The 24,720-nt window shown below is 69.8% G+C and carries 24 protein-coding genes; 3 read left to right on the forward strand and 21 right to left on the reverse strand.

The features are described from left to right. Positions 1-582 (reverse strand): hypothetical protein, encoded by a 582-nt coding sequence (locus A6P39_RS15240; protein WP_067054205.1) that lies wholly within the window; start codon positions 580-582, stop codon positions 1-3. A gap of 152 nt (positions 583-734) precedes the next feature. Here A6P39_RS15240 and A6P39_RS15245 point away from each other — a divergent pair, with 152 nt between their 5' ends. From A6P39_RS15245 to A6P39_RS15255, 3 genes are all read left to right on the forward strand, one after another. Next, on the forward strand, positions 735-1,919 hold the full coding sequence (locus tag A6P39_RS15245) for a sensor histidine kinase (RefSeq protein WP_067054207.1): 1,185 nt from the start codon (positions 735-737) through the stop codon (positions 1,917-1,919). Further along, positions 1,916-2,566 carry a response regulator gene (locus A6P39_RS15250; protein ID WP_067054209.1) on the forward strand — a complete coding sequence of 217 codons (651 nt, stop codon included), beginning with the start codon at positions 1,916-1,918 and terminating at the stop codon, positions 2,564-2,566. The genes A6P39_RS15245 and A6P39_RS15250 overlap by 4 nt, the downstream gene beginning before the upstream one ends. A 128-nt stretch (positions 2,567-2,694) precedes the next feature. Then, on the forward strand, positions 2,695-4,515 hold the full coding sequence (locus A6P39_RS15255) for a glycoside hydrolase family 18 chitinase (RefSeq protein ID WP_067054211.1): 1,821 nt from the start codon (positions 2,695-2,697) through the stop codon (positions 4,513-4,515). A 78-nt stretch (positions 4,516-4,593) separates the two neighbouring features. On the opposite strand, the gene A6P39_RS15260 is transcribed toward A6P39_RS15255, so the two are convergent. The 20 genes from A6P39_RS15260 to thrB all read right to left on the reverse strand — a co-directional run bounded on the left by A6P39_RS15260 (position 4,594) and on the right by thrB (position 24,621). Then, a complete protein-coding gene (locus A6P39_RS15260; protein WP_067054213.1) occupies positions 4,594-5,040 on the reverse strand; it encodes a DUF2550 domain-containing protein in 447 nt (148 codons plus the stop codon). 159 nt (positions 5,041-5,199) lie between these two features. Beyond that, positions 5,200-5,574 (reverse strand): F0F1 ATP synthase subunit epsilon, encoded by a 375-nt coding sequence (locus A6P39_RS15265; RefSeq protein ID WP_067054215.1) that lies wholly within the window; start codon positions 5,572-5,574, stop codon positions 5,200-5,202. Between the two features lie 110 nt (positions 5,575-5,684). Continuing rightward, entirely contained in the window at positions 5,685-7,121 is a 1,437-nt protein-coding gene (gene atpD, locus A6P39_RS15270) for a F0F1 ATP synthase subunit beta (protein ID WP_067054216.1), read from the reverse strand. Continuing rightward, the gene (locus tag A6P39_RS15275; RefSeq protein WP_067054218.1) at positions 7,122-8,039 is read right to left on the reverse strand and encodes a F0F1 ATP synthase subunit gamma; all 918 of its coding nucleotides are present in this window, start codon (positions 8,037-8,039) and stop codon (positions 7,122-7,124) included. A gap of 21 nt (positions 8,040-8,060) precedes the next feature. Beyond that, positions 8,061-9,653, reverse strand: a complete 1,593-nt coding sequence (gene atpA, locus A6P39_RS15280; protein WP_067054219.1) for a F0F1 ATP synthase subunit alpha — start codon at positions 9,651-9,653, stop codon at positions 8,061-8,063. A 133-nt stretch (positions 9,654-9,786) separates the two neighbouring features. Further along, complete coding sequence (locus A6P39_RS15285; RefSeq protein WP_067054221.1) at positions 9,787-10,602, reverse strand: F0F1 ATP synthase subunit delta; 816 nt, start codon at positions 10,600-10,602, stop codon at positions 9,787-9,789. Positions 10,603-10,607: 5 nt separating this feature from the next. After that, complete coding sequence (locus A6P39_RS15290; protein ID WP_067054224.1) at positions 10,608-11,159, reverse strand: F0F1 ATP synthase subunit B; 552 nt, start codon at positions 11,157-11,159, stop codon at positions 10,608-10,610. A 39-nt stretch (positions 11,160-11,198) separates the two neighbouring features. Further along, a complete protein-coding gene (gene atpE, locus A6P39_RS15295; RefSeq protein WP_067054230.1) occupies positions 11,199-11,444 on the reverse strand; it encodes an ATP synthase F0 subunit C in 246 nt (81 codons plus the stop codon). A 76-nt stretch (positions 11,445-11,520) separates the two neighbouring features. After that, complete coding sequence (gene atpB, locus A6P39_RS15300) at positions 11,521-12,291, reverse strand: F0F1 ATP synthase subunit A (protein ID WP_067054374.1); 771 nt, start codon at positions 12,289-12,291, stop codon at positions 11,521-11,523. 273 nt (positions 12,292-12,564) lie between these two features. Further along, entirely contained in the window at positions 12,565-13,002 is a 438-nt protein-coding gene (locus A6P39_RS15305) for a hypothetical protein (RefSeq protein WP_067054232.1), read from the reverse strand. Positions 13,003-13,306: 304 nt separating this feature from the next. Then, positions 13,307-14,626: an MraY family glycosyltransferase gene (locus A6P39_RS15310; RefSeq protein WP_067054234.1), complete on the reverse strand. Its 1,320-nt coding sequence runs from the start codon at positions 14,624-14,626 to the stop codon at positions 13,307-13,309. Between the two features lie 151 nt (positions 14,627-14,777). Beyond that, positions 14,778-16,019, reverse strand: coding sequence for a serine hydroxymethyltransferase (glyA, locus tag A6P39_RS15315; RefSeq protein WP_067054236.1), 1,242 nt, complete (start codon positions 16,017-16,019; stop codon positions 14,778-14,780). 67 nt (positions 16,020-16,086) lie between these two features. Next, a complete protein-coding gene (locus A6P39_RS15320) occupies positions 16,087-16,782 on the reverse strand; it encodes an arsenate reductase/protein-tyrosine-phosphatase family protein (RefSeq protein ID WP_067054237.1) in 696 nt (231 codons plus the stop codon). Next, on the reverse strand, positions 16,779-17,426 hold the full coding sequence (locus A6P39_RS15325) for an L-threonylcarbamoyladenylate synthase (protein WP_067054240.1): 648 nt from the start codon (positions 17,424-17,426) through the stop codon (positions 16,779-16,781). Before A6P39_RS15325 ends, A6P39_RS15320 begins: the two co-directional genes overlap by 4 nt. Positions 17,427-17,478: 52 nt before the next feature. Beyond that, positions 17,479-18,324 (reverse strand): peptide chain release factor N(5)-glutamine methyltransferase, encoded by an 846-nt coding sequence (gene prmC, locus A6P39_RS15330; protein ID WP_067054244.1) that lies wholly within the window; start codon positions 18,322-18,324, stop codon positions 17,479-17,481. A gap of 51 nt (positions 18,325-18,375) precedes the next feature. Continuing rightward, a complete protein-coding gene (prfA, locus tag A6P39_RS15335; protein WP_067054245.1) occupies positions 18,376-19,443 on the reverse strand; it encodes a peptide chain release factor 1 in 1,068 nt (355 codons plus the stop codon). A 106-nt stretch (positions 19,444-19,549) separates the two neighbouring features. Continuing rightward, complete coding sequence (rpmE, locus tag A6P39_RS15340; protein WP_019326867.1) at positions 19,550-19,774, reverse strand: 50S ribosomal protein L31; 225 nt, start codon at positions 19,772-19,774, stop codon at positions 19,550-19,552. Positions 19,775-19,934: 160 nt separating this feature from the next. Beyond that, positions 19,935-21,065 carry an LCP family protein gene (locus tag A6P39_RS15345; protein WP_067054246.1) on the reverse strand — a complete coding sequence of 377 codons (1,131 nt, stop codon included), beginning with the start codon at positions 21,063-21,065 and terminating at the stop codon, positions 19,935-19,937. Positions 21,066-21,296: 231 nt separating this feature from the next. Further along, positions 21,297-23,300 carry a transcription termination factor Rho gene (gene rho, locus A6P39_RS15350; protein ID WP_067054247.1) on the reverse strand — a complete coding sequence of 668 codons (2,004 nt, stop codon included), beginning with the start codon at positions 23,298-23,300 and terminating at the stop codon, positions 21,297-21,299. 403 nt (positions 23,301-23,703) lie between these two features. Next, on the reverse strand, positions 23,704-24,621 hold the full coding sequence (gene thrB / locus A6P39_RS15355; protein ID WP_067054249.1) for a homoserine kinase: 918 nt from the start codon (positions 24,619-24,621) through the stop codon (positions 23,704-23,706). Positions 24,622-24,720 lie beyond the last annotated feature (99 nt).

A 24,720-nucleotide genomic window follows, 5' to 3' on the forward strand; every position in this document is an offset into this window, starting at 1 on the left:
TCATCGCCCGGTCAGCGTACGGCCCTCCCTCTCGCGGGCGGCAGGGCCGGCCGGCGGCTTCCTGGGCCACAGGAGGTAGGTCAGGGCGATGACACCGTGAATGGCGACGATCCGCAGTGCTGCCCATTGCCAGGACCGCAGCGGGCCGGTGGCGGTTCCCTCGCCGACGTACTCGATCGCCGTCTGGAGCAGGGCGAGGGCCACGGCCGCGGCCAGGAGCGTGCGCAGCCACAGGCGTCCCTCGTGCCTGGCCCGGGCGAGGCCGTACCTGGGCGGTTTCGCCGGCCGGGGCGCACCCGCGAGGCGGTGGGCCGCGCGGCCGTCCAGCAAGCGGATCGTGTGGCGGCCGTAGCCGACGGTGAAGCCGAGGTAGAGCGCGGCCAGGCCGTGTTCCCAGCTCGGCCGGGCGCCGCGCTCGAGGTCCACCGCCGTCGCGACGAACAGCACGACCTCCAGCAGTGGCTCGCACAGCAGCAGCGCCACGCTCGTACGGCGCCGCTTCAGCAGGTAGCGGACCGCCAGCCCGGCGGCCAGCAGCAGCCAGAACGCCACCTCACAGGTGATGACCAAACCGACGATCACGGCTCGCTCCTTCCCGTCGCCCCGACGAGCCTCGCAGCCGCGCCGTCCGGTTTCGTCGTCGTCACGGTCGACGTCGCCGTAAGCGAAAGTTGCAGTCCGGAACCCTTCCCGGGGAGCACGCGCGCGGATCTTCGGCCGTGTTGGATGGGGGCATGCCACCCGCACTCCCCCGCCCCCACCGTGACGACCTGCGCATCGCCCTGGGCGGGCTGTTCGGCGGGGTGCTGCTGTGGGCCCTCGGGATCCATTCGCGGGTGCCCTCCGACCCGCTGGTGCAGTGGCCGGCGTCCTGGGCCCCGCTGCTGCCGCTGATGGCGACCGCCGCGTGCGAGCCGCTGCGCCGCACCCGGCCCCGTGCCGGGCTGCTGGCCGGCACGCTCGCGCTGACCCTGGACACGGTGACCCTGGGCAACGTCGTCACCATCGTCATGTACACCGACCTGATGTACGCCGCCGTCCTGTACGGCAGCCCGTCCTCCGCCCGCCGCATCCCCTGGATCACCGGGATGCTGACCGTGCTCGGCGGGCTCGTGCCCGCCGCGCTCTGGCGCAACTCGCAGGGCCTGCTGATCGGTGTGGGCGTCGGAGTGGTCGCGTTCGCTCCGGCCGCGACCGGCTGGGTGGTGCGCAATCACCGGGACGCCGCCGAGACGGCGCGGCTGCGCGCCGAACAGACCGCGCTGCTGGCCGAGCTGGACCGGGCGCAGGCGGTCACCGCCGAACGGGCGCGGATGGCACGGGAGTTGCACGACATGGTCGCCAACCACCTGTCGGCGATCGCCATTCACTCCACGGCCGCGCTCTCGCTCGACGATCCGCAGACCTCCCGGGACGCCCTCGCCGTGATCCGCGAGAACAGCGTGGAGGGGCTGGCCGAGATGCGCCGGCTGATCGGCATCCTGCGGGACGGCAGCGGCGACGAGGAGCCGGCCGCGACGCCGACGCTGGACGGCCTGGCCGCCCTGGTGAAGGGCGCCCGCGCCAACGGGCTGGAGGTCCTGCTCGAGGATGGCCACGGCCGGGTGCCCGCGCCGGTCGAACTGGCCGCCTACCGGATCGTGCAGGAGTCGCTGACCAACGCGCTCAAGCACGCGGCCGACGGGGAGGTCCGGGTCACCCTGCGGCAGGACGACGGCAGCCTGCACATCGGGGTGAGCAGCCCCTACCGGCCCGGTGACAGCCCGCGCGCGCCCGGCTCGGGCTCCGGGCTCGCCGGGATGCGGGAGCGGGCCGCGCTGCTCGGCGGCAGTTTCGAGGCCGGCCCCGAACCCGGGCCGGGCGGCGGCCGGTGGGCCGTGCGCGCCGCTCTTCCGCTCGACCAAGGAGACCCCGCATGACCCCCGCCATCCGGGTCCTCGTCGCCGAGGACCAGTCCGCCGTCCGCGCCGGGCTCGTGCTGATCCTGCGCAGCGCCCCCGACATCGAGGTGGCCGGGGAGGCGGCGGACGGCGAGCAGGCGGTCGAGCTGGCCCGGGAACTGCGGCCGGATCTCGTCCTGATGGACGTGCAGATGCCGCGCCTGGACGGGGTGTCGGCGACCCGGCGGATCGTCGCGGAGGGGCTCGCGGACGTGCTCGTGCTGACCACCTTCGACCTGGACGCGTATGTGTTCGGGGCGCTCCGGGCGGGAGCGGCCGGGTTCCTGCTGAAGCACACCGAGGCACGCGATCTGCTGGCGGCGGTGCGGACGGTGGCGCGCGGGGAGGGGATCGTCGCCCCGGCGGTGACCCGGCGGCTGATCGCCGAGTTCGCCGCGGTGCCGGCGCGCGGGACGAGGGCCGATCCAGCGGTGCTGGAGGGGCTGACCCGGCGGGAGCGCGAGGTGCTGTCCTGCATCGGCGAGGGCCTGTCGAACGCCGGGATCGCAAAGCGGCTGCACATGGCCGAGGGCACGGTGAAGACGCACGTCAGCCGGCTGCTGGCCAAGCTGGAGCTGCGCAGCCGGGTCCAAGCGGCCGTGCTGGCCCAGGAGTTGGGGATCTAGCGGACGTGCTGAGTGAGTGGTCCAGACCTATTGACCTGTGGTCCAGACCTTTCTACTCTCGCAGCACCGTGGGCGTGAAGGCTCAGTCATGCCCCGGACACCCCACCCCTACATGAGGGAGGCGCAGCATGCGCTTCAGACACAGAGCCGCGGCAGGTCTCGCGACCCTGTTGCTCCCCGTGGCCGGCCTCGTCGGTCTCGCGGGCCCCGCCCAGGCCGCGACGAACGCGACGGCGAGCTACACCAAGACCACCGACTGGGGAACCGGCTTCGGCGGTCAGTGGACCATCAAGAACACGGGTTCCAGCAGCATCAGCTCCTGGACGGTCGAGTGGGACTTCCCCTCCGGTACGTCCGTCACCTCGGCCTGGGACGCGGACGTCACCAGCTCCGGCACCCACTGGACGGCGAAGAACAAGTCCTACAACGGCACCCTCGCCCCCGGCGCCTCGGTCTCCTTCGGCTTCAACGGCGCGGGCTCCGGATCCCCGTCCAACTGCAAGCTGAACGGCGGCAGTTGCGACGGCACGACGGTCCCCGGCGACAACCCGCCGAGCGCGCCCGGCACTCCCACCGCGTCCGGCGTCACCGACACCTCGGTGAAGCTCAGCTGGGGCGCCGCCACCGACGACAAGGGCATAAAGAACTACGACGTCCTGCGCGACGGCAAGGTCGTCTCCACGGTGACGGCGACCTCGTACACGGACACCGGCCTGACCGCCGGCACCGACTACTCCTACACCGTGCAGGCCCGCGACACCGCCGACCAGACCGGCCCGGTCAGCGGCGCGGTCGCGGTGCACACCACCGGCGGCACCACCACTCCCCCGCCCGCCGGCGACAAGGTCAAGCTCGGCTACTTCACCGAGTGGGGCATCTACGGCCGCAACTACAACGTCAAGAACCTGGTGACGTCCGGCTCGGCCGCCAAGATCACGCACATCAACTACGCCTTCGGCAACGTGACGAACGGCCAGTGCGCGATCGGTGACGCCTACGCCGACTACCAGAAGACGTTCACCGCCGACCAGTCGGTCAGCGGCGCCGCGGACACCTGGGACCAGCCGCTGGCCGGCAACTTCAACCAGCTGCGCGAGCTGAAGGCCAAGTACCCGAACCTGAAGGTGCTGTGGTCCTTCGGCGGCTGGACCTGGTCCGGCGGCTTCGCCCAGGCGGCGGCCAACCCCGCCGCGTTCGCGGACTCCTGCTACAACCTGGTCAACGACCCCCGCTGGGCCGATGTGTTCGACGGCATCGACATCGACTGGGAGTACCCGAACGCCTGCGGGCTGTCCTGCGACACCAGCGGGGCGGCTGCCTTCAAGAACGTGCTGGCCGCGCTGCGCGCCAAGTTCGGCAGCAGCAAGCTGGTCACGGCCGCGGTCACCGCCGACGGCTCCTCCGGCGGCAAGATCGAGGCCGCGGACTACGCGGGCGCGTCACAGTACGCCGACTGGTTCAACGTGATGTCGTACGACTTCTTCGGCGCCTGGGACGCCCAGGGCCCGACCGCCCCGCACTCGCCGCTCACCTCGTACTCGGGCATGCCGAAGGCCGGTTTCGACACGGCCGACGCGATCGCCAAGTACAAGTCCGCCGGCGTCCCCGCGTCCAAGCTGCTCATCGGCATCGGCCTCTACGGCCGCGGCTGGACCGGCGTCACCCAGGACGCCCCGGGCGGCACGGCCACGGGGCCCGCGGCCGGCACCTACGAGCAGGGCATTGAGGACTACAAGGTGCTCAAGACGTCCTGCCCGGTCACCGGCACCATTGCCGGGACGGCCTACGCGCACTGCGGCAGCAACTGGTGGTCGTACGACACCCCGTCGACCATCGCCGGGAAGATGAGCTGGGCCAAGTCCCAGGGGCTCGGCGGCGCGTTCTTCTGGGAGTTCAGCGGCGACACCAGCAACGGTGAGCTGGTGAACGCCATCAGCAGCAACCTGTAGTACCCGTAAGAGCCTTAAGCGACGTTGACGCTCCCCCAGACTTCGTCCGGGGGACCCCCACCCAGCGAGTGAATGTGGCTACGCCACATTCACTCGCTGTCCAGGCGGGGCTGCCTCCAGCCACGCGAGGAATCCGGTCAGCGCGTCTTCGCTCATGGCGAGTTCGAGGCGCGTGCCCCGGTGCGTACAGGCGAGGACCACCGCGTCGGACAGCAGCGCCAGCTCCTCCTCGCCGTCGGGCAGCCGGCGCCCGGCCACCTCGATGGCGGCGCGCTCCAGGGTGCGGCGCGGGCGGAAGCCGTAGGAGAAGACGCGGTACCACTCGATGCGGTCGCCGTTGTAGCGGGCGACGCCGTAGGACCAGCCCTTGCCGCTGCTGTCCGGCTTCTCGGCCACGTCCCAGCGCAGGGAACAGTCGAACGTGCCGCCGGAGCGCTGGATCAGTCGGCGGCGCAGCCCGAACAGGAACAGTCCCACCACCACGAGCGCGACCACGACCCCGCACACAGTCAGAGCGAGGACCATCGGCACCGACCTCCTCGTCTCCTAGGTAGGGGAACTGCTTCTGTTACTGAGTAATGAAACCTAAAAAACACCCACATCTGCCTCAGCCGCGACCGGCACCGGATTGCTCCGGGCCGACCGCGGCTGAGTGACGTCATCCGGCAGGCGAACTGAACGGGCTCAGCTCGCCGCCGCCGCACGCAGGCGGACATCCGCGCGGCGCTCGGCGGCGGCGTCGCCCTCCGCCTTCGCGCGCTCCAGCTCCCGCTCCGTGCGCTGGACATCGATCTCGTCCGACAGCTCGGCGATCTCGGCCAGCAGCGACAGCTTGTCGTCCGCGAACGAGATGAAACCGCCGTGCACCGCGGCGACGACCGTTCCACCATCACTCGTACGGATGGTCACCGGGCCCGACTCCAGCACACCGAGCAGCGGCTGGTGACCGGGCATGACGCCGATGTCGCCGGACGTGGTGCGCGCGACGACCAGGGTGGCCTCGCCGGACCAGACCTGGCGGTCGGCGGCGACCAGCTCGACGTGCAGCTCAGCAGCCAAGGGTGGCTCCTCGGGTCACCACCCGGCAGGGGTGCCGGGTGTTGGGGTCAATTCTAGAGGGCGTGGCAGAGGGGGCGGGACGCGCCCGCCCCCTCACACGAGCACGAGGCTCAGGAGACGCCCAGCTCCTTGGCGTTGGCCTTGAGGTCCTCGAGGCCACCGCACATGAAGAACGCCTGCTCCGGGAAGTGGTCGTACTCGCCGTCGCAGATCGCGTTGAACGCCGCGATCGTCTCCTCCAGCGGGACGTCCGAACCGTCCACGCCCGTGAACTGCTTGGCGACGTGGGTGTTCTGGGACAGGAAGCGCTCCACGCGACGGGCACGGTGGACGACGAGCTTGTCCTCCTCGCCCAGCTCGTCGATACCGAGGATCGCGATGATGTCCTGGAGGTCCTTGTACTTCTGCAGGATGTTCTTGACGCGCATGGCCGCGTTGTAGTGGTCCTGCGCGATGTACCGCGGGTCCAGGATGCGGGACGTGGAGTCCAGCGGGTCCACGGCCGGGTAGATGCCCTTCTCGGAGATCGGACGGGACAGCACCGTCGTCGCGTCGAGGTGGGCGAAGGTGGTCGCCGGGGCCGGGTCGGTCAGGTCGTCGGCGGGGACGTAGATCGCCTGCATCGAGGTGATCGAGTGACCGCGGGTCGAGGTGATGCGCTCCTGGAGGAGACCCATCTCGTCGGCCAGGTTCGGCTGGTAACCCACCGCGGACGGCATACGGCCGAGCAGCGTGGAGACCTCGGAGCCGGCCTGCGTGAAGCGGAAGATGTTGTCGATGAAGAACAGCACGTCCTGCTTCTGGACGTCACGGAAGTACTCGGCCATGGTGAGGCCGGCCAGCGCGACGCGCAGACGGGTGCCCGGGGGCTCGTCCATCTGACCGAAGACCAGGGCGGTCTTGTCGATGACGCCCGAGTCGGTCATCTCCTCGATGAGGTCGTTGCCCTCACGGGTGCGCTCACCGACACCGGCGAACACGGAGACACCGTCGTGGTTGTTGGCGACACGGTAGATCATCTCCTGGATGAGCACCGTCTTGCCGACGCCGGCACCGCCGAACAGGCCGATCTTGCCGCCCTTGACGTACGGGGTGAGCAGGTCGATGACCTTGACGCCCGTCTCGAACATCTCGGTCTTGGACTCGAGCTCGTCGAAGTTCGGGGCCTTGCGGTGGATCGGCCAGCGCTCGCCGTCGTAGGACTCGTCGACGTTCAGCACCTCACCGAGGGTGTTGAACACCTTGCCCTTGGTGAAATCGCCGACCGGGACGGAGATGGCGGAGCCGGTGTCCGTCACCGCGGCCTGGCGGACCAGACCGTCGGTGGGCTGCATGGAGATGGTGCGGACCAGGCCGTCACCCAGGTGCTGGGCGACCTCCAGGGTCAGCGTCTTCTTCTGGCCCTCGTTCGCCGGGTCGGCGACCTCGACGTGCAGGGCGTTGTAGATGTCCGGCATCGCGTCGACGGGGAACTCCACGTCGACGACCGGGCCGATGACCCGGGCGACGCGGCCCGTAGCCGTCGCGGTCTCAACAGTGGTGGTCATTTATCGGTCACTCCCCGCGGTCGCGTCGGCGAGGGCGCTCGCGCCACCGACGATCTCGCTGATTTCCTGGGTGATTTCGGCCTGGCGGGCCGCGTTGGCAAGACGGGAGAGCGTGTTGATCAGCTCACCCGCGTTGTCGGTGGCCGACTTCATCGCGCGCCGCGTGGCGGCGTGCTTCGAAGCGGCCGACTGGAGCAGCGCGTTGTAGATACGGCTCTCCACGTAGCGCGGCAGCAGGGCGTCGAGGACGTCCTCCGCCGAGGGCTCGAAGTCGTACAGCGGCAGGATCTCGCCCTTCGGCGCCGTCTCCTGCGCGACCTCTTCGAGGCGCAGCGGAAGGAGCCGGGCATCCAGCGCCGTCTGCGTCATCATCGAGACGAACTCGGTGAAGACGATGTGGAGTTCGTCCACACCTCCCTCGGCCGTGTCCTTCTCGATAGCCTCGATCAGGGGCGCCGCGACCTTCTTGGCGTCCGCGTACGACGGCTCGTCCGTGAAGCCCGTGAACGACTCCGCGATCTTGCGCTCGCGGAAGTTGTAGTGGGCGACACCGCGCCGGCCGACGATGTACGTGTCGACCTGCTTGCCCTCGCGCTCCAGGCGCTCGGTCAGCTGCTCCGCCGTCTTGATGGCGTTGGAGTTGAAGGCGCCGGCGAGGCCACGGTCGCTCGTGAGGAGCAGGACCGCGGCACGGGCCGGGTTCTCCGCCTCCGTGGTGAGCGGGTGCTTGGTGTTCGAGCCGGTGCCGACCGCCGTGACCGCGCGCGTCAGCTCGGTCGCGTACGGCGTGGAGGCCGCCACCTTGCGCTGCGCCTTGACGACGCGCGAGGCGGCGATCATCTCCATCGCCTTCGTGATCTTCTTGGTCGCGCTGACGGATCGGATGCGACGCTTGTAGACCCGGAGCTGGGCTCCCATGAGTCAGGTCCCTTCCTTACGTCACTTGGCGGCAGCGGCAGGAACGTCCTCGCCGAGCAGCTTGCCGTCCGAGGTCTCGAACTGCTTCTTGAACTCGGCCACGGCGTCGTCGACCGCCTGGATCGTGTCGTTCGACATCTTGGCGCCCTCCTTGATGGAGGTCATCAGGCCCTGGTGCTTCCGGTGCAGGAAGTCGATCAGTTCCTTCTCGAAGCGACGGATGTCGCCGACCGGCACGTCGTCCATACGGCCGTTGGTACCGGCCCACACGGAGACGACCTGGTCCTCGGTGGCCATCGGCTGGTACTGGTCCTGCTTCAGCAGCTCGACCATGCGCGAACCGCGCTCCAGCTGGGCCTTGGAGGCCGCGTCCAGGTCGGAACCGAAGGCGGCGAACGCCTCCAGCTCACGGAACTGGGCGAGGTCCACGCGGAGGCGGCCGGAGACCTGGCGCATCGCCTTGTGCTGGGCGGAACCACCGACTCGGGAGACGGAGATACCGACGTTCAGCGCGGGGCGCTGACCGGCGTTGAACAGGTCCGACTCCAGGAAGCACTGGCCGTCGGTGATGGAGATGACGTTGGTCGGGATGAACGCCGAGACGTCGTTGGCCTTGGTCTCGACGATCGGCAGACCGGTCATCGAGCCGGCGCCCATGTCGTCGGAGAGCTTGGCGCAGCGCTCCAGCAGGCGGGAGTGCAGGTAGAAGACGTCACCCGGGTAGGCCTCACGGCCCGGCGGGCGGCGCAGCAGCAGGGACACGGCGCGGTAGGCGTCGGCCTGCTTCGAGAGGTCGTCGAAGATGATGAGGACGTGCTTGCCCTCGTACATCCACTGCTGGCCGATGGCCGAACCGGTGTACGGCGCGAGGTACTTGAAGCCGGCCGGGTCGGACGCCGGGGCGGCGACGATGGTCGTGTACTCCAGGGCGCCGTTCTCCTCCAGCGCGCGGCGCACGCCGGCGATGGTGGAGCCCTTCTGGCCGATGGCGACGTAGATGCAGCGGACCTGCTTCTTCGGGTCGCCGGTGCGCCAGTTGTCGCGCTGGTTGATGATCGTGTCGACGGCCAGGGCGGTCTTGCCGGTCTGGCGGTCACCGATGATCAGCTGGCGCTGACCACGGCCGATCGGGGTCATCGCGTCGACGGCCTTGTAGCCGGTCTCCATCGGCTCGTGCACCGACTTGCGCTGCATGACCGTGGGGGCCTGCAGCTCCAGCGCACGGCGGCCGGACGTCTCGATCTCACCGAGACCGTCGATCGGGTTGCCGAGCGGGTCGACAACACGGCCGAGGTAGCCCTCGCCGACCGCGACGGAGAGGACCTCACCGGTGCGCGTGACCGGCTGACCCTCCTCGATGCCGCTGAACTCACCGAGGACGATAGCACCGATCTCGCGCTCCTCGAGGTTGAGGGCGAGGCCGAGGGTGCCGTCCTCGAACTTCAGCAGTTCGTTGGCCATGGCCGAGGGAAGACCCTCGATCTTCGCGATGCCGTCGCCGGCAAGGGTGACCGTACCGACCTCCTCGCGCGAGGCCGCGTCCGGCTTGTACGACTGGACAAAGTTCTCCAGCGCGTCCCGGATCTCCTCCGGCCGGATCGTGAGCTCCGCCATCTGGGTTCCCTGCTCTCCTTGTTGGGCCCGAAGTTTCACTTTGGGGGTCTGGGGGCGACCCCCAGGATTCTTCTGCACGGCCCAACCAGGGCCGTCATGAGTACTACTGCTGTTCTCGAATACCGAGGGTCGCTCAGCTCGCCATGCGGCGGGCGGCGTCCTCCAGCCGGTCCGCGAGGGAGCCGTTGATGACCTCGTCACCGACCTGTACGCGGATGCCGCCGACGACCTCGGGGTCCACGTCCAGGTTGAGGTGCATCCGCCGGCCGTAGAGCTTGGCGAGGGCGGCGCCGAGGCGCTGCTTCTGGCCGTCGCTCAGCGGCACCGCCGAGGTGACGACGGCGACCATGCGGTCCCGGCGCTCGGCGGCCAGCTTGGACAGGGACTCCAGTCCCGCTTCCAGGCTACGTCCACGCGGCACGGTCACGAGGCGCGCGACCAGACGCTCGGTGGCGGGCTTGGCCCGGCCGCCCAGCAGGCGGTGCAGCAGCTCCGTCTTGGCCTGGCCGCCGGCGGTGCGGTCGGTCAGCGCGGCGCGCAGCTCGGTGCTCGAGGAGACGATCCGGCCGAACCGGAACAGCTCGTCCTCGACCTCGTCGAGGGTGCTCCGCTTCTCGGCCGCGGTGAGGTCGGCGATGTCGGCCAGCTGCTCCAGCGCGTCCACCAGGTCACGGGGCTGCGACCAGCGGGCGCGCGCCATCCCGGACACCAGGTCGGCGGTGGGACCGCTGACCTGGCCGCCGATCAGGCGCTGGACCAGCTCGGCCTTGGCCTCCGCCTGCTGCGCCGGGTCGGTGAGGACCCGGCGCAGGCCGGCCTCGCGGTCGAGCAGCGCGGTGACCGCCGCCAGCTCGTCGGCGAGCGATGCGGCGTCCACGGACGTGGAGTCCGTCAGCGCGTCGAGACGCTCGCGGGCGGCAGCCAGGGCCTCGCGGCTCGCTCCGTGCATACCCGTCATCGGGTCGCCTCGGCCTTCTCCTCGAGTTCGTCGAGGAAGCGGTCGATCACACGGCTCTGGCGGGCGTGGTCCTCGAGGGACTCGCCGACGAGCTTGCCGGCCAGTTCGGTGGCGAGCTTGCCCACGTCCTGACGCAGCGTCTGCGCGGCGGCCTTGCGGTCGGCCTCGATCTGGGTGTGACCGGCGGCGACGATCTCCTCGCGCTGCCGCTGGCCCTCGGCCCGCATCTCGGCGATGAGCGCGGCACCCTGCTCCTGCGCCTCCTGGCGCAGGCGCGCGGCCTCGTGCCGGGCCTCGGCGAGCTGGGCCTTGTACTGCTCAAGGACGCCCTGGGCCTCGACCTTCATGGCGTCGGCCTCTTCGATACCGCCTTCGATCGCCGCGCGGCGCTCCTCCAGAACCCTGTTGATGTTCGGAAGCAGCTTCTTCCAGAAGAAGAAGAACACGATGGCGAAGGCGATGGTGCCGACGAGCAGCTCGGGGGACTCGGGAAGAAGCGGGTTCCCGCCCTTCTCCGGGGCCGCCAGCTGTACCAGGTTGGCGATCACATCAGTGCCTTTCGTCGTTTCGTGTCGGGTAAGGGGTGATTACTTACCGAACACGAACGGCATAACGATGCCGATGAGGGCGAGCGCCTCACAGAAGGCGAAGCCCAGGATCTGGTTGGCACGGATCAGACCGGCGGCCTCGGGCTGGCGGGCGAGGGCCTGGGTGCCGTTGCCGAAGATGATGCCGACGCCGATGCCGGGGCCGATCGCAGCGAGGCCGTAGCCGATCGAGCCGACCGAGCCGTGGACGGTCGCGGCAGCAGCGATGGTCTGGAGAGCGGACATGCCGGTTCTTCCTTCTCTTTCATGGACCGGTGGGGGTTGGCCACCGGACGTCTGGGGGTTGGCGGGGTGGTACGGCTCAGTGGTGCTCGGCGAGAGCGCCCTGAATGTAGGAGCAGGCCAGCAGCACGAAGACGTACGCCTGGACGGCCTGGACGAAGAGCTCGAAGCAGATCATGGCCATCGTCATCACGAAGGAGACGCCGGCGCCCACGACCAGCCAGCTGTTCAGCAGGTACCAGGAGGCCACGGTGAACATGACCAGCATCAGGTGACCGGCGAACATGTTGGCGAACAGTCGCACCGCGTGCGTGAACGGGCGGACCAGCAGGTTCGAGAAGAACTCGATGACCATGACGAGGGGCAGCACGCCGCCGAGCGACTTGTCGTAGCCGGTGACGTTCTTGAAGAAGCCGACGAAGCCGTGCTTCTTGAAGGTGAGCGAGACCCAGGTGACGTAGACGATCACGGCGAGCACCACCGGGTAGGCGATGATCGACGACACCGGGAACTGCGCCAGCGGGATCACGGACCAGACGTTCATGATCCAGACGAAGAAGAAGAGCGAGACCATGAACGGCACGTACTTCTCGCCCTCGCGCTTGCCGAGGGTCTCGTACACGATGCCGCGGCGCACGAAGTCGTAGCCGGCCTCGCCGACCATCTGCAGCTTGCCCGGGACGACCTTGGCCTTGCCGAAGGCGGCCCAGAAGAAGGCGACGATGAGCAGGGTGGTGAGCAGCGCGAGCAGCATCACCTTGTTGAAGTCGAAGCCCCCGACCGTGAAGAGCGGCTTGAACAGGAAGGACTCAAGGCCCGGGGCCGGGAAGCCGCACCCGTTGTCGGACAGGACCCGACAACTCCAGTCAAAGGCGAGCTGGGTCTGGTCAGCACTCACCGCGGGCTCCTTCGGCGTGACGCATGGGTACGGCAACCTCGTTGTGTCGGCGCGGCACGCGGCCGCGGATCGGCACCGGACTGGTGTTACGGATGTGGGGGCGACTGGGGGGCTTCGAGCCTCGCCATTGAGCAGGCGTCAGCTCAGATGCCCGCGCCCGCGATGCCGCAGTTGGCACCGGACGATAGCAGGAGATCTCACAAGCCTTTATCCCGCCCCTACCCCTCACGACGACGGCCCTGTCTTCTGGGGCTTCTCGCTCTTCTCGGAGTCCGGGTCGACGTAGAAGATCTTCGCCTTGATGTGCGCACGAGCCTGCGCGGCCATCCAGACGACGGTCGAGACGACGAGCGACACGGCGAACGTCTTCGGGTTGAAGAGGGAGGTGTCCTTGAAGACAGCGACGAAGATGAGGAGGAGCAGCAGCTGGGCGACGTAGAGCAACAGGCCCATCATCTGGAACAGCTGGGGGAGCGTTTTTGCCGTCCACTGCAGCACGTAGAGGCCGATTCCCATGAACAGGATGGCCAGCACCGTGCCGACGGCCGCGCCGAGCGCACCCTTGCCCCCCGCGACCGCGGCGCTCACGGCGACGGCGATCACACCCGCAGCCGCTGTGGGCACAGCGATCTGCAGAAGGTTCCGGGCGTCTTTGGACGGCATGGCGGCAACTCCGCTTTCACAAGGGGGCAGGGTGTCGTCATGGACGAGCGTAGTCCCGGGCTGAGTGATCGAGACCTCACGCCATTGGACCGTCGCACTACGGTCCTTCGGCTCTCTCCGGGGTTCTCGTGAACCGTATCACAAACTATTTGATGAGGTCTTTACCTGCTAGGTGTGCTTGCTGTCACACATGAGAGTGACAGTGCGCGTCTGTGCAAAAACCGCGCCCACTTGTCTGGTATTAGGGGACTTTGCTCCCCCACGAGATGGCAATGCTCTAGTCAGATTCTTACCTTGGCCTGGCTCAGCGACGATCAACAAAACGCGATCGGGGGCCAATTGCGGTCGCCCCGTTGACGCCCGAGACACCCGCCGCGACCGGCGCCCGCCCCACGGTCTCCTCCGCCCCTGCGGCCTCGCGGGCCACAGCGGCCTCCGCCGCCTCGGCCGCGCGGCGCCGGCGGCGGTAGCGCGGCGGCACGAACCGCTGCGCCCACACCGGCACGCGCGGGGTGAAGCGCGGGAGCAGCAGCAGGACCAGCCCGACCGCGCTGAGGAAGACGATGCCGAGCACGATCCACATGGACGCCGAGTTGACCGAGTACGCCAGCGCCCCGAAGGCGATCAGCGCCGACCAGAAGTACATGATCAGCACCGCCCGGCTGTGCGAGTGGCCGATCTCCAGCAGCCGGTGGTGCAGATGGCCGCGGTCGGCGGCGAAGGGCGACTGGCCGCGCCAGGTCCGGCGGACGATGGCCAGCACCAGGTCCGCGGCCGGCACCGCGATGATGGTCAGCGGGAGCAGCAGCGGGATGTAGACCGGCACCGTCTGGTGCACCGCGGCCTTCTCCGAACCCGTGAACAGCGCGAGGGCGTCCGGGTCCAGCTGACCGGTGATCGAGATCGCACCGGCGGCCAGCACCAGACCGATCAGCATCGAACCCGAGTCGCCCATGAAGATCCGCGCGGGATGCATGTTGTGCGGCAGGAAGCCCAGGCACATGCCCATCAGGATCGCCGCGAACAGCGTGCCCGGAGCGGCGGCCTCGATGCCGTACGAGTACCAGATCCGGTAGGCGTACAGGAAGAACGCGCCGGCCGCGATGCAGACCATGCCGGCCGCGAGGCCGTCCAGGCCGTCCACGAAGTTCACGGCGTTGATCGTGATCACGACCAGGGCGACGGTCAGCAGGGTGCCCTGCCACTGGGTCAGCGCCACATTGCCGACGCCCGGGATGGGCAGCCACAGGATCGTCAGACCCTGCATGACCATCACGCCCGCGGCGATCATCTGGCCGCCCAGCTTGATCAGCGCGTCGATCTCGAACTTGTCGTCCAGGACGCCGATCAGCCAGATCAGGGCCGCACCGGAGAGCAGGGCGCGCGGTTCGTTCGACTTCGCGAAGACCTCGTTGAGGTTGGTCAGGTGGTCGGCGACCAGCAGACCCGCGCACAGGCCGAAGAACATGGCGATACCGCCGAGGCGCGGAGTGGGCTCCCGGTGCACGTCACGGGCCCGGATCTCCGGCATCGCCCCGGCCACGATCGCGAACTTCCGTACCGGCCCTGTCAGCAGGTACGTCACCGCGGCCGTGATGCAGAGCGTCAGCAGGTATTCACGCACAGGCTTCCCCACAGGTCTCGCTGGCCATCACAGCCCCACACCCTAGCGACGGACGTATATGGATGGGGACTTCCGGGTAGTCACGATGGTTGCACGGGTGGCTGTGGAGAACGGCCCACACCAGGGTGTACGGGACACGTCCTGCCCCTGATCAGCCCGGATACGGCGGAAAATCACCTGTCAGTTCACGCACCTCCTCGCGGGCCCGTGCCGGTTCCGTCACACCGCGCAGCACCGCCGCCGTCATCGCGCCGATCCGCACCATCTCCCGCTCCCCCATGCCCTGCGTGGTCACCGCGGCCGTCCCCAGGCGCAGGCCCCGGCCGTCGCCGTGCGGCAGCACACAGCAGTCCAGGACGATCCCGGCGGCTGCGAGCCTGCCGCGCGCGGTGCGGCCGTCCACGCCGAGCGGGGCGGGGTCGGCGGTGATCAGATGGGTGTCCGTGCCGCCGGTGGTGACGGCGAACCCCTCGGCGGCCAGGTGGCCGGCCAGGGCCCGGGCGTTGGCGACCACCTGATGGGCGTACGCGGCGAACGCCGGTGTTGCCGCCTCGCCGAACGCGACGGCCTTGGCGGCGATGGTGTGCATCTGGGCGCCGCCCTGGGTGAAGGGGAACACCGCCCGGTCGATCCGCTCGGCCAGCTCGGGGGAACCGCACAGGATCATCCCGCCGCGCGGCCCGCGCAGCACCTTGTGGGTCGTCGCGCACACGACGTCGGCGTACGGCACCGGGTTCGGCGCCGCTCCCCCGGCGACCAGCCCGATCGGATGCGCGGCGTCGGCGATCAGATAGGCCCCGACCTCGTCGGCGACCTCGCGGAAGAAGGCGTAGTCGACGTGCCGGGGGTAGGCGATGGAGCCGCACACGATCGCCTTGGGCCGGTGGTTGCGCGCCAGGTGCCGCACCTGGTCGTGGTCGATGAGCCCGGTCTCGGCGTCCACCCCGTACCCCACGAAGTCGAACCAGCGGCCCGAGAAGTTCGCGGGCGAGCCGTGGGTGAGGTGGCCGCCGTAGTGCAGGCCGAGGGCGAGGACGGTGTCGCCGGGGCGCAGCAGGGCGGCGTAGGCGGCCAGGACGGCCGAGGAGCCCGAGTGCGACTGGACGTTGGCGTGCGCGGCGCCGAAGAGCGCCTTGGCCCGCTCCACGGCGAGCCGCTCGGCGACGTCGACCAGTTCGCAGCCGCCGTGGTGGCGGGCGCCGGGATAGCCCTCGGCGTACTTGTTGGCGAGCGGCGAGCCGAGCGCGGCCAGCACGGCGGGCGAGGTGAAGTTCTCGGCGGCGATCAGCTGCAGCGTGGTCGACTGCCGTTGCAGCTCGCCCAGCAGGATCTCGGCCAGCTCGGGGTCCTGCCGCCGCAGGACATCGGTCGAGAGGGTAGGGGTGACCGACATGGCGGGCTCCCGGGCGGTCGACGGTGACGTACCCCCAATGTAGGCCGGGCCCGACCGCCGCGCCCGCTTATGGGCCGTATGTCCGGGCGGCTACACCCGTCAGCGCCGTCACCACCGGGTCCAGTGCCTGGTGTATCTCGCCGCCGACCGAGCGGAAGAAGGTCAGGGGGGCGCCGTACGGGTCGTACACCTCGTCCGCCTCCGCCGTGGGCGCGAGCAGCCAGCCGCGCAGCGCCGCCGCCGCCCGGACCAGGGCGCGGGCGCGCATCACCACGCCGTCCTCCAGGGGCGGCAGCGTGGCGGGGTCTATGGCGCGCACCAGGCGGGTGAACTCCTTCAGGGTGAACGTGCGCAGGCCCGCCGAGTGGCCCATGGAGATGACCTGCGCGCGGTGATCCCGGGTGGCCGTCAGCACGAGGTCGGCCCTGATGACGTGCTCGTCCAGCAGCTCCCTGCCGGTGAAGCCGGTGGCGTCCGCGCCGAACTCGGCCAGCACGGTCTCCGCGTTGGCCTCCATGGGCGCGCCCTCGTGGCCCCAGGTGCCCGCGCTCTCCACGATCAGCCCGCCGCCGAGCACGCCGAGCCGCTCCGCGACGAAATGGCGGGTCAGCCGCTCGGTGATGGGCGAGCGGCACACATTGCCGGTGCTGACGTGGAGGATGCGGAAGGTGTCGCGCGGAAAGCCGAAGGTCGTCGTCACTTCGGCGACACGCTCGCCACGCTCCCCGATGCCTATGCCACGCCCCGCTTCAGGGGCCGTCAATTCGCCACCTCGAGGTCGGGTACCACCTTGCGCAGCTCGTCGGCGGACAGGGCACCCTGGCGCAGCAGCACGGGCACGTCACGGCTGACGTCCACGATGGACGACGGCACGATGCCGGGGGTCCGGCCGCCGTCGAGGTAGACGGAGACGGAGTCGCCGAGCATCTCCTGGGCGGCGTCGCAGTCCTCCGGCGCCGGGTGCCCGGTGAGGTTCGCCGACGACACCGCCATCGGGCCGACCTCGGTGAGCAGTTCGATCGCGACGGGGTGCAGCGGCATGCGGACGGCCACCGTGCCCCGGGTGTCGCCGAGGTCCCACTGCAGCGACGGCTGGTGCCTGGCGACGAGCGTGAGGGCGCCCGGCCAGAACGCGTCGACGAGTTCCCAGGCCATCTCGGAGAAGTCCGTGACAAGGCCGTGCAGGGTGTTCGGGGAGCCGATGAGGACAGGGGTGGGCATGTTGCGGCCCCGGCCCTTGGCGGCGAGCAGGTCGGCGACGGCCTCCGAGGAGAACGCGTCGGCACCGATGCCGTACACCGTGTCGGTCGGCAGCACCACCAGCTCGCCCCGGCGGACGGCGGACGCGGCTTCACGCAGACCCGTCGCGCGGTCGGTCGCGTCGTTGGTGTCGTATCGCCGTGCCATGTCTAGCGGGCCTCCTCGTACACGTACTGCGGGATGGGAGTCAGGGGGACGGTCACGGCAGCGCCTTGCGGGCGGTCGCGAACCGGGGGCGGTTGTTGAGGTCGGGGTGGTCGGCCGCGTCGGCCCAGCCCCGCTCCTCGGTGAAGATCCACGGCACCTGGCCGCCCTGGGTGTCGGCGTGCTCGATCACGACGACCCCGCCGGGGCGCAGCAGCCGGTGCGCGGTGCGTTCGATGCCGCGGATGAGGTCGAGCCCGTCCTCGCCGGAGAACAGCGCCAGCTCGGGGTCGTAGTCACGGGCCTCGATGGCGACGTACTCCCACTCGGTGAGCGGGATGTACGGCGGGTTGGAGATGACCAGGTCGACCTGCCCGTCGAGGTCGGGGAAGGCGTCGAGGGCGTTGCCCTGCCGCAGGTCCACCCTGGAGCCCGCCACGTTCTTGCGCGTCCACACCAGGGCGTCCTCGGACAGCTCCACGGCGTGCACCCGGGAGCGCGGGACCTCCTGGGCGAGGGCGAGCGCGATGGCGCCGGAGCCGGTGCACAGGTCGACGATGCACGGCTCGACGACGTCCATGGCGCGCACGGCGTCTATGGCCCAGCCGACCACGGACTCGGTCTCGGGCCGGGGCACGAACACGCCCGGCCCGACCTGGAGTTCCAGGTACCGGAAGTAGGCCCGCCCGGTGATGTGCTGCAGCGGCTCGCGCTGCTCGCGCCGGGCGATGACCTCCCAGTACCGGGCGTCGAAGTCGGCGTCCTTCACGGAGTGCAGTTCGCCGCGCTTCACACCGTGCACGAACGCGGCCAGCTCCTCCGCGTCGTTGCGCGGCGAGGGCACGCCGGCGTCGGCCAGCCGCTGGGTGGCCTGGGCCACCTCCGCGAGCAGCAGGTTCACGCGAGTCCTCCGTGTCGTGCTCGTACGTGCGCGCGTACGTGCGTACGTGTCTTACGCGGCGGCGAGCTTCGCCGCCGAGTCGGCGTCGACGCAGGCCTGGATCACCGCGTCGAGGTCGCCGTCCAGGACCTGGTCCAGGTTGTACGCCTTGAAGCCGACGCGGTGGTCCGAGATGCGGTTCTCCGGGAAGTTGTAGGTGCGGATCTTCTCGGAGCGGTCGACGGTGCGGACCTGGCTGCGGCGGGCGTCCGCGGCCTCCCGCTCCGCCTCCTCCTGCGCGATGGCGAGGAGCCTGGAGCGCAGGATACGCAGGGCCTGCTCCTTGTTCTGCAGCTGGCTCTTCTCGTTCTGGCAGGAGGCGACGACGCCGGTCGGCAGGTGCGTGATGCGCACGGCGGAGTCGGTGGTGTTGACGGACTGGCCGCCCGGCCCGGAGGAGCGGTAGACGTCGATGCGGAGGTCGTTCGGGTTGATCTCCACGTCCACCTCCTCGGCCTCGGGGGTCACGAGGACACCGGCGGCGGAGGTGTGGATGCGGCCCTGGGACTCGGTGGCCGGCACGCGCTGCACGCGGTGCACACCGCCCTCGTACTTCAGCCGGGCCCACACGCCCTGGCCGGGCTCGGTGGCGCCGCGGGTCTTCACCGCGACCTGGACGTCCTTGTAGCCGCCCAGCTCGGACTCGGTGGCGTCGATGATCTCGGTCTTCCAGCCGACGCGCTCGGCGTAGCGCAGGTACATGCGCAGCAGGTCGCCCGCGAACAGTGCCGACTCGTCGCCGCCCGCGCCCGCCTTGATCTCCAGAATGACGTCCTTGTCGTCACTCGGGTCGCGCGGGATCAGCAGGAAGCGCAGGCGCTCGGTCTGCTCCTCGCGCTGCTTCTCCAGGTCCTTGACCTCGGCGGCGAAGTCGGGATCGTCGGCGGCCAGCTCACGGGCCGTCTCGATGTCGTCGCCGGACTGCTTCCAGGAGCGGTACGTGGCGACGATCGGGGTCAGCTCGGCGTAGCGCTTGTTCAGCTTGCGCGCGTTCGCCTGATCGGCGTGGACCGACGGGTCGGCGAGCTTCTTCTCCAGATCGGAGTGCTCGGCGACGAGTTCCTCGACGGCCTCGAACATCTTTCGGCTCCTGTACTGCGGTGAAGGGAAGGGCGGGCGACCAAAAACGCCGGTCCCGGGCACACCCCGGCGAGGGTGTGGCCGTGGACCGGCGAATTGGAGCTCGCTACTTCTTGGAGCCGGCGGCAGCCTTGCCGAAGCGGGCCTCGAAGCGGGCCACACGGCCACCGGTGTCGAGGATCTTCTGCTTGCCCGTGTAGAACGGGTGGCACTCGGAGCAGACCTCGGCCCGGATGGTGCCGGACTCGATGGTGCTGCGGGTGGTGAACGACGCACCGCAGGTGCAGCTGACCTGCGTCTCGACGTACTCGGGGTGGATGTCGCGCTTCAAGGTGTCTCCTAGGTTTCGGGAGGGCGCCGGGTCGCCGCCGCGGGATGCGGGAGCGTGAACCGGAGCCGACGTACCAGTCTGCCAGGACTGGCGCCATCCCCCAAAACCGGGGGTGACTGTCATCTATTCCCCGAGGTGGCCGCCGCCCGGCAGGACGCCGCTAGGAGGTCACCACGCCCTTGGCCTCGCCCGTGGCCGTGCCCTGGGTCGCCGCCCTCGGGATGGGCCGGTCGTTCTTCAGGGCGTCCCAGACCAGCTTGGCCTTGGCGGTCTGCATGACCACCCGGTTGGGGTTCGCCGGGTCGTACTGGACCGGCATGGTGACCATGGTCATGTTCTTGGCGCCGATGCCCTTGAGGCCGTCCGCGAAGTCCATGAGGGAGTTGACCGAGCCGAGGTCGGAGTCGGCGGTGACGGTCTTGGTGGCGGTGTCGGCGAGGTCGTACAGCTTCTTCGGGCTGGTGAACACGCCGACGTGCTTGACCTGGCCGATCAGCGCCTTGACGAAGGCCTGCTGGAGCTGGATGCGGCCGAGATCGGAACCGTCGCCGACGCCGTGCCGGGTGCGGACCAGGCCGAGGGCCTCCTGGCCGTTCAGGGTGTGGGTGCCGGCCCTGAGGCTCAGGTGGCTCTGCGGGTCGTCGATGTTCTTCGTGGTCGTGACCGGCACTCCGCCGAGGTCGTCGATGAGCTTCTGGAAGCCCTCGAAGTCGACCTCGAGATAGTGGTCCATACGGATGCCGGTGATCGACTCGACGGTCTTCACGGCACAGGCCGCGCCGCCGGTGGAGTAGGCCTCGTTGAACATCACGCCGGCCGCGGCCGGGTGTGCGGTGCCGCTCGTGTCGGTGCAGGCGGGGCGGTTCACCAGGGTGTCCCGGGGGACGGAGACCACGCTGGCCCTCTTGTGGCCCTCGTAGACGTGGACGATCATCGCGGTGTCGGAGCGGGCGCTGCCGTCGTCGGTGCCGCCGCCGAGCTTCTTGTTGGAGCCGGAGCGGCTGTCCGAGCCGAGGACCAGGATGTTCTGGGAGCCGTTGTCGATCTTCGTGGGCCGGTCGGCGCCGAGGGCCTGGTTGATGTCGAGGCTGCGGATGTTGCCGTTGAGCTTGAAGTACACGTAGCCGGCGCCGGTACCGCCCAGGACGACCACGCCCGCGGCGGTCCAGGCCATGACGCGCAGAGCCCTGCGGCTCTTGCCGGGCGCCTTGCGGCGGCGTCCCCCGCCACCGCGGGGACCTGCCCCGTCCGGCTCGGGTATGACGGGCTCCGGCGTGCTCTGGGCGGACACATCGCTCCTAGGTCTCGCGGTCGGCTTACCCCCTGCTTTCAGGGTCGGGCGCGGTCGTCACCGCTCCATCGTCGCTCCGTACGGTCAGACGGAGAAACTCGGGACAGAGTTGCACAACGCAAAGTGCCCACCGCGTACAGCGGTGGGCACTCTGTGTAGTCATTCCTGGTGGGTCACGACCGGGAGCCTTGTGGCAGAGATCTCGGTTGTGACCTTTCCGACGCTCTTGTCCTAGTCGCCGTTGCCCGGCGTCGGCGTCGTCTTCTGAATCTGCATCAGGAACTCGACGTTCGACTTGGTCTGCTTCATCTTGTCGAGCAGCAGCTCGATCGCCTGCTGCTGGTCGAGCGCGTGCAGCACCCGGCGCAGCTTCCAGACGATGCCCAGCTCCTCGTTGCCGAGCAGGATCTCTTCCTTACGGGTACCGGACGCGTCCACGTCCACGGCCGGGAAGATGCGCTTGTCGGCGAGCTTCCGGTCGAGCTTCAGCTCCATGTTGCCGGTGCCCTTGAACTCCTCGAAGATCACCTCGTCCATGCGGGACCCGGTGTCCACCAGGGCGGTGGCGAGGATGGTGAGCGAACCGCCGTCCTCGATGTTGCGCGCCGCACCGAAGAACCGCTTCGGCGGGTACAGCGCGGTCGAGTCGACACCACCGGACAGGATGCGGCCGGAGGCCGGCGCCGCCAGGTTGTAGGCACGGCCCAGACGGGTGATGGAGTCGAGCAGGACGACCACGTCGTGACCCAGCTCCACCAGTCGCTTGGCGCGCTCGATGGCGAGTTCGGCGACCGTGGTGTGGTCCTCGGCCGGGCGGTCGAAGGTCGAGGAGATGACCTCGCCCTTGACCGACCGCTGCATGTCGGTGACCTCTTCCGGACGCTCGTCGACGAGGACGACCATCAGGTGGCACTCGGGGTTGTTGTGCGTGATCGCGTTGGCGATCGCCTGCATGATCATGGTCTTGCCGGTCTTCGGCGGGGCCACGATCAGACCACGCTGGCCCTTGCCGATCGGCGAGACGAGGTCGATGATGCGGGTGGTGAGCACGCCCGGGTCGGTCTCCAGGCGGAGCCGGTCCTGCGGGTAGAGCGGGGTCAGCTTGTTGAACTCCGGGCGGCCGCGGCCGTGTTCGGGCGCCATGCCGTTGACGGAGTCGAGGCGGACCAGCGCGTTGAACTTCTCGCGGCGCTCGCCCTCCTTCGGCTGACGGACCGCGCCGGTGACGTGGTCACCCTTGCGCAGGCCGTTCTTGCGGACCTGGGCGAGGGAGACGTACACGTCGTTCGGACCCGGGAGGTAGCCGGACGTCCGGATGAAGGCGTAGTTGTCGAGGATGTCCAGGATGCCCGCGACGGGGATCAGGACGTCGTCCTCGGCGAGCTGCGGCTCGTTCGCGAACTCGTCGCGGCCACGGCGGCCACGGCGGTCGCGGTAGCGGCCGCGGCGGCCACGGCGGCCGCCCTCGAAGTCGTCCCCGTCCTCGTCGACCCGCTGCTGGCGGTCCTGACGGCCACCGCCCTGCTGCTGGCCGCCCTGCTGCTGGCGGTCCTGACGGTCCTGACGGCCGCCGCCCTGCTGGTCGTCGCCCTTGCCACGGCGGTCACGGTCGCGGCCGCGCTCGCGGCGGTCGCGGCGGCCACGGCCCTCGCCGTCACCGGCGTCGCCCTGCGCCTGCGGCTGCTGGGCGGGCGCCTCGGCCTTGGCCTCGGCCTTCGCCTCGGCGGCGACCGTCTCGGCGCTGCTCACGGCGGCGGGGCTGCCGGCCTCGGCGGTGGCGCGGCGGCGACGGCGCTCGGTGGGGGCGTCGTCGGAGGCCGGCTGGCCGGGGATCTCGATCTGCTGCTGGGCCACGGCCTTCTCGGCGGGAGCCTCGGCCTGCTTCCCGGCGTCGGCGGCGGCCTCACCCGTACGGGCCTTGGAGGTGGCGCGGCGCTTGGGCTTGGTCTCGGTGGCGGCCTCGGCCTTGGGGGCGGCTCCCCCGGCGGGGGCACCCCCACTGGCGGCCTGGGCCTCCTTGATGACCTCGATCAGCTGGCTCTTGCGCATGCGCGCGGTGCCCCTGATGCCGAGGCCCGAGGCAACCTGCTGCAGCTCGGCCAGCACCATGCCCTCGAGGCCGGTACCGCGGCGCCGCCGGGAGCCGGCACCGGTGGCAGGCGCGGAGGCGTCCGTGGCGGGCGCGGCAGCGGTCTCCTCGACACGTGCGCCCATCAGATCGGTGGTGTCGCTCACGAAGGGTCCTTCCCTGGAGCGGACGTCGGCCTGTCTGGCTCGGCGACCGGTTGTGCTGTCCGGCTACGGTCCTGTCTTCTGTGAACCGCGCCGGGGCGGTGGTCCGCCAAAGCGGCGGAAGAAATGTGCGGTGATGGCGCTTCCGCGAGCCGTGGCACCCAGTGTCACGTGGCGTGGTAGCACCTGTTCCGAAGCGTGCCCGGCGGCCCGCTCAGTGCTCGCATACGACGTACTGCCCAGGTACGAGGCAAGGAACACGGAGTGGCGTGGGAGGCTCCCGGAAGAATGTCTGTCCCGGACGGGGACACGAGGCACCTCGCCATGGTGGGGTCGGGTGCAGACTTGAGGTTAACACTACCGGATCCAACAAACATTCCCCCTCTCCAAATCCGGCAACCGGGTGTCAGGTCGCAAGCGGCAGCACGCTCGCTCCCTGCACGTCCAGGTCCAGCCGGTTGGCGGCCCAGCCCGCACCCGCGAGGTGGGAGACCTTGTCGGCGCTGTCGGCGTCGGCGAGGGCCATGACGGTGGGCCCGGCGCCCGAGATGACGGCCGGGATGCCGTCGCCGCGCAGCCGCTCCACCAGCGCCGCGCTCTCCGGCATGGCCGGGGCGCGGTACTCCTGGTGCAGGCGGTCCTCCGTGGCGGGCAGCAGCAGCTCGGGGCGCCTGGTGAGGGCCTCGACGAGCAGGGCGGCACGGCCCGCGTTGGCGGCGGCGTCCACATGCGGCACGGTGCGCGGGAGCAGGCCGCGGGCGGTCTCGGTCAGGACCGGCTTTCCGGGCACGAAAACCACCGGAACGATGGAATCGACGGGCTCCATCCTGATCGCCCGGGCGGCACCGGCCTCCATCCAGGACAGCGTGAAACCGCCGAGCAGACAGGCGGCGACGTTGTCCGGGTGACCCTCGATCTCGGTGGCCAGTTCCAGGAGGGCGGCGTCGTCGAGCCTGGCCTCCCCGCCTATGGTCACGGCGCGGGCGGCGACGATGCCGGCGCAGATGGCGGCGGAGGAGGAACCCAGGCCGCGGCCGTGCGGAATGCGGTTGGCGCAGACGATTTCCAGCCCGCGGGGTTGTCCGCCCAGCAGATCGAAGGCGGTACGCATCGAGCGCACGAGGAGGTGGCTCTCGTCACGCGGGAGGGTCTCGCTGCCCTCGCCCGCGATGTCGATGTGCAGCCCGGAGTCGGCCACCCGGACGACCACGTCGTCGTAGAGCCCCAGCGCGAGGCCGAGGGCGTCGAAGCCCGGGCCGATATTGGCGCTGGTGGCGGGAACGCGCACCCGGACGGCGGCGGCGCGGAACGCTGGACCGGCCATCGCTCGTTGACTCTCCTTGAGCTGCGTGAGGTCGAATGACGTTCGATGCACTCGATGGACATTCGACCGATGTTCGGTGGACATCCGATGACGTACGAA

The organism is Streptomyces sp. FXJ1.172 (genome assembly GCF_001636945.3).
Taxonomy (GTDB): Bacteria; Actinomycetota; Actinomycetes; order Streptomycetales; family Streptomycetaceae; genus Streptomyces.

Excerpts from the sequence above, each read along its gene's own strand:
- A6P39_RS15245 (WP_067054207.1), top strand. The coding sequence starts at position 735 with ATGCCACCCGCACTCCCCCGCCCCCACCGTGACGACCTGCGCATCGCC.
- A6P39_RS15250 (WP_067054209.1), top strand. The coding sequence starts at position 1,916 with ATGACCCCCGCCATCCGGGTCCTCGTCGCCGAGGACCAGTCCGCCGTC.
- A6P39_RS15255 (WP_067054211.1), top strand. The coding sequence starts at position 2,695 with ATGCGCTTCAGACACAGAGCCGCGGCAGGTCTCGCGACCCTGTTGCTC.
- A6P39_RS15260 (WP_067054213.1), bottom strand. The coding sequence starts at position 5,040 with ATGGTCCTCGCTCTGACTGTGTGCGGGGTCGTGGTCGCGCTCGTGGTG.
- atpD (WP_067054216.1), bottom strand. The coding sequence starts at position 7,121 with ATGACCACCACTGTTGAGACCGCGACGGCTACGGGCCGCGTCGCCCGG.
- A6P39_RS15275 (WP_067054218.1), bottom strand. The coding sequence starts at position 8,039 with ATGGGAGCCCAGCTCCGGGTCTACAAGCGTCGCATCCGATCCGTCAGC.
- atpA (WP_067054219.1), bottom strand. The coding sequence starts at position 9,653 with ATGGCGGAGCTCACGATCCGGCCGGAGGAGATCCGGGACGCGCTGGAG.
- A6P39_RS15285 (WP_067054221.1), bottom strand. The coding sequence starts at position 10,602 with ATGCACGGAGCGAGCCGCGAGGCCCTGGCTGCCGCCCGCGAGCGTCTC.
- atpE (WP_067054230.1), bottom strand. The coding sequence starts at position 11,444 with ATGTCCGCTCTCCAGACCATCGCTGCTGCCGCGACCGTCCACGGCTCG.
- A6P39_RS15305 (WP_067054232.1), bottom strand. The coding sequence starts at position 13,002 with ATGCCGTCCAAAGACGCCCGGAACCTTCTGCAGATCGCTGTGCCCACA.
- glyA (WP_067054236.1), bottom strand. The coding sequence starts at position 16,019 with ATGTCGGTCACCCCTACCCTCTCGACCGATGTCCTGCGGCGGCAGGAC.
- A6P39_RS15325 (WP_067054240.1), bottom strand. The coding sequence starts at position 17,426 with ATGGCACGGCGATACGACACCAACGACGCGACCGACCGCGCGACGGGT.
- prfA (WP_067054245.1), bottom strand. The coding sequence starts at position 19,443 with ATGTTCGAGGCCGTCGAGGAACTCGTCGCCGAGCACTCCGATCTGGAG.
- thrB (WP_067054249.1), bottom strand. The coding sequence starts at position 24,621 with ATGGCCGGTCCAGCGTTCCGCGCCGCCGCCGTCCGGGTGCGCGTTCCC.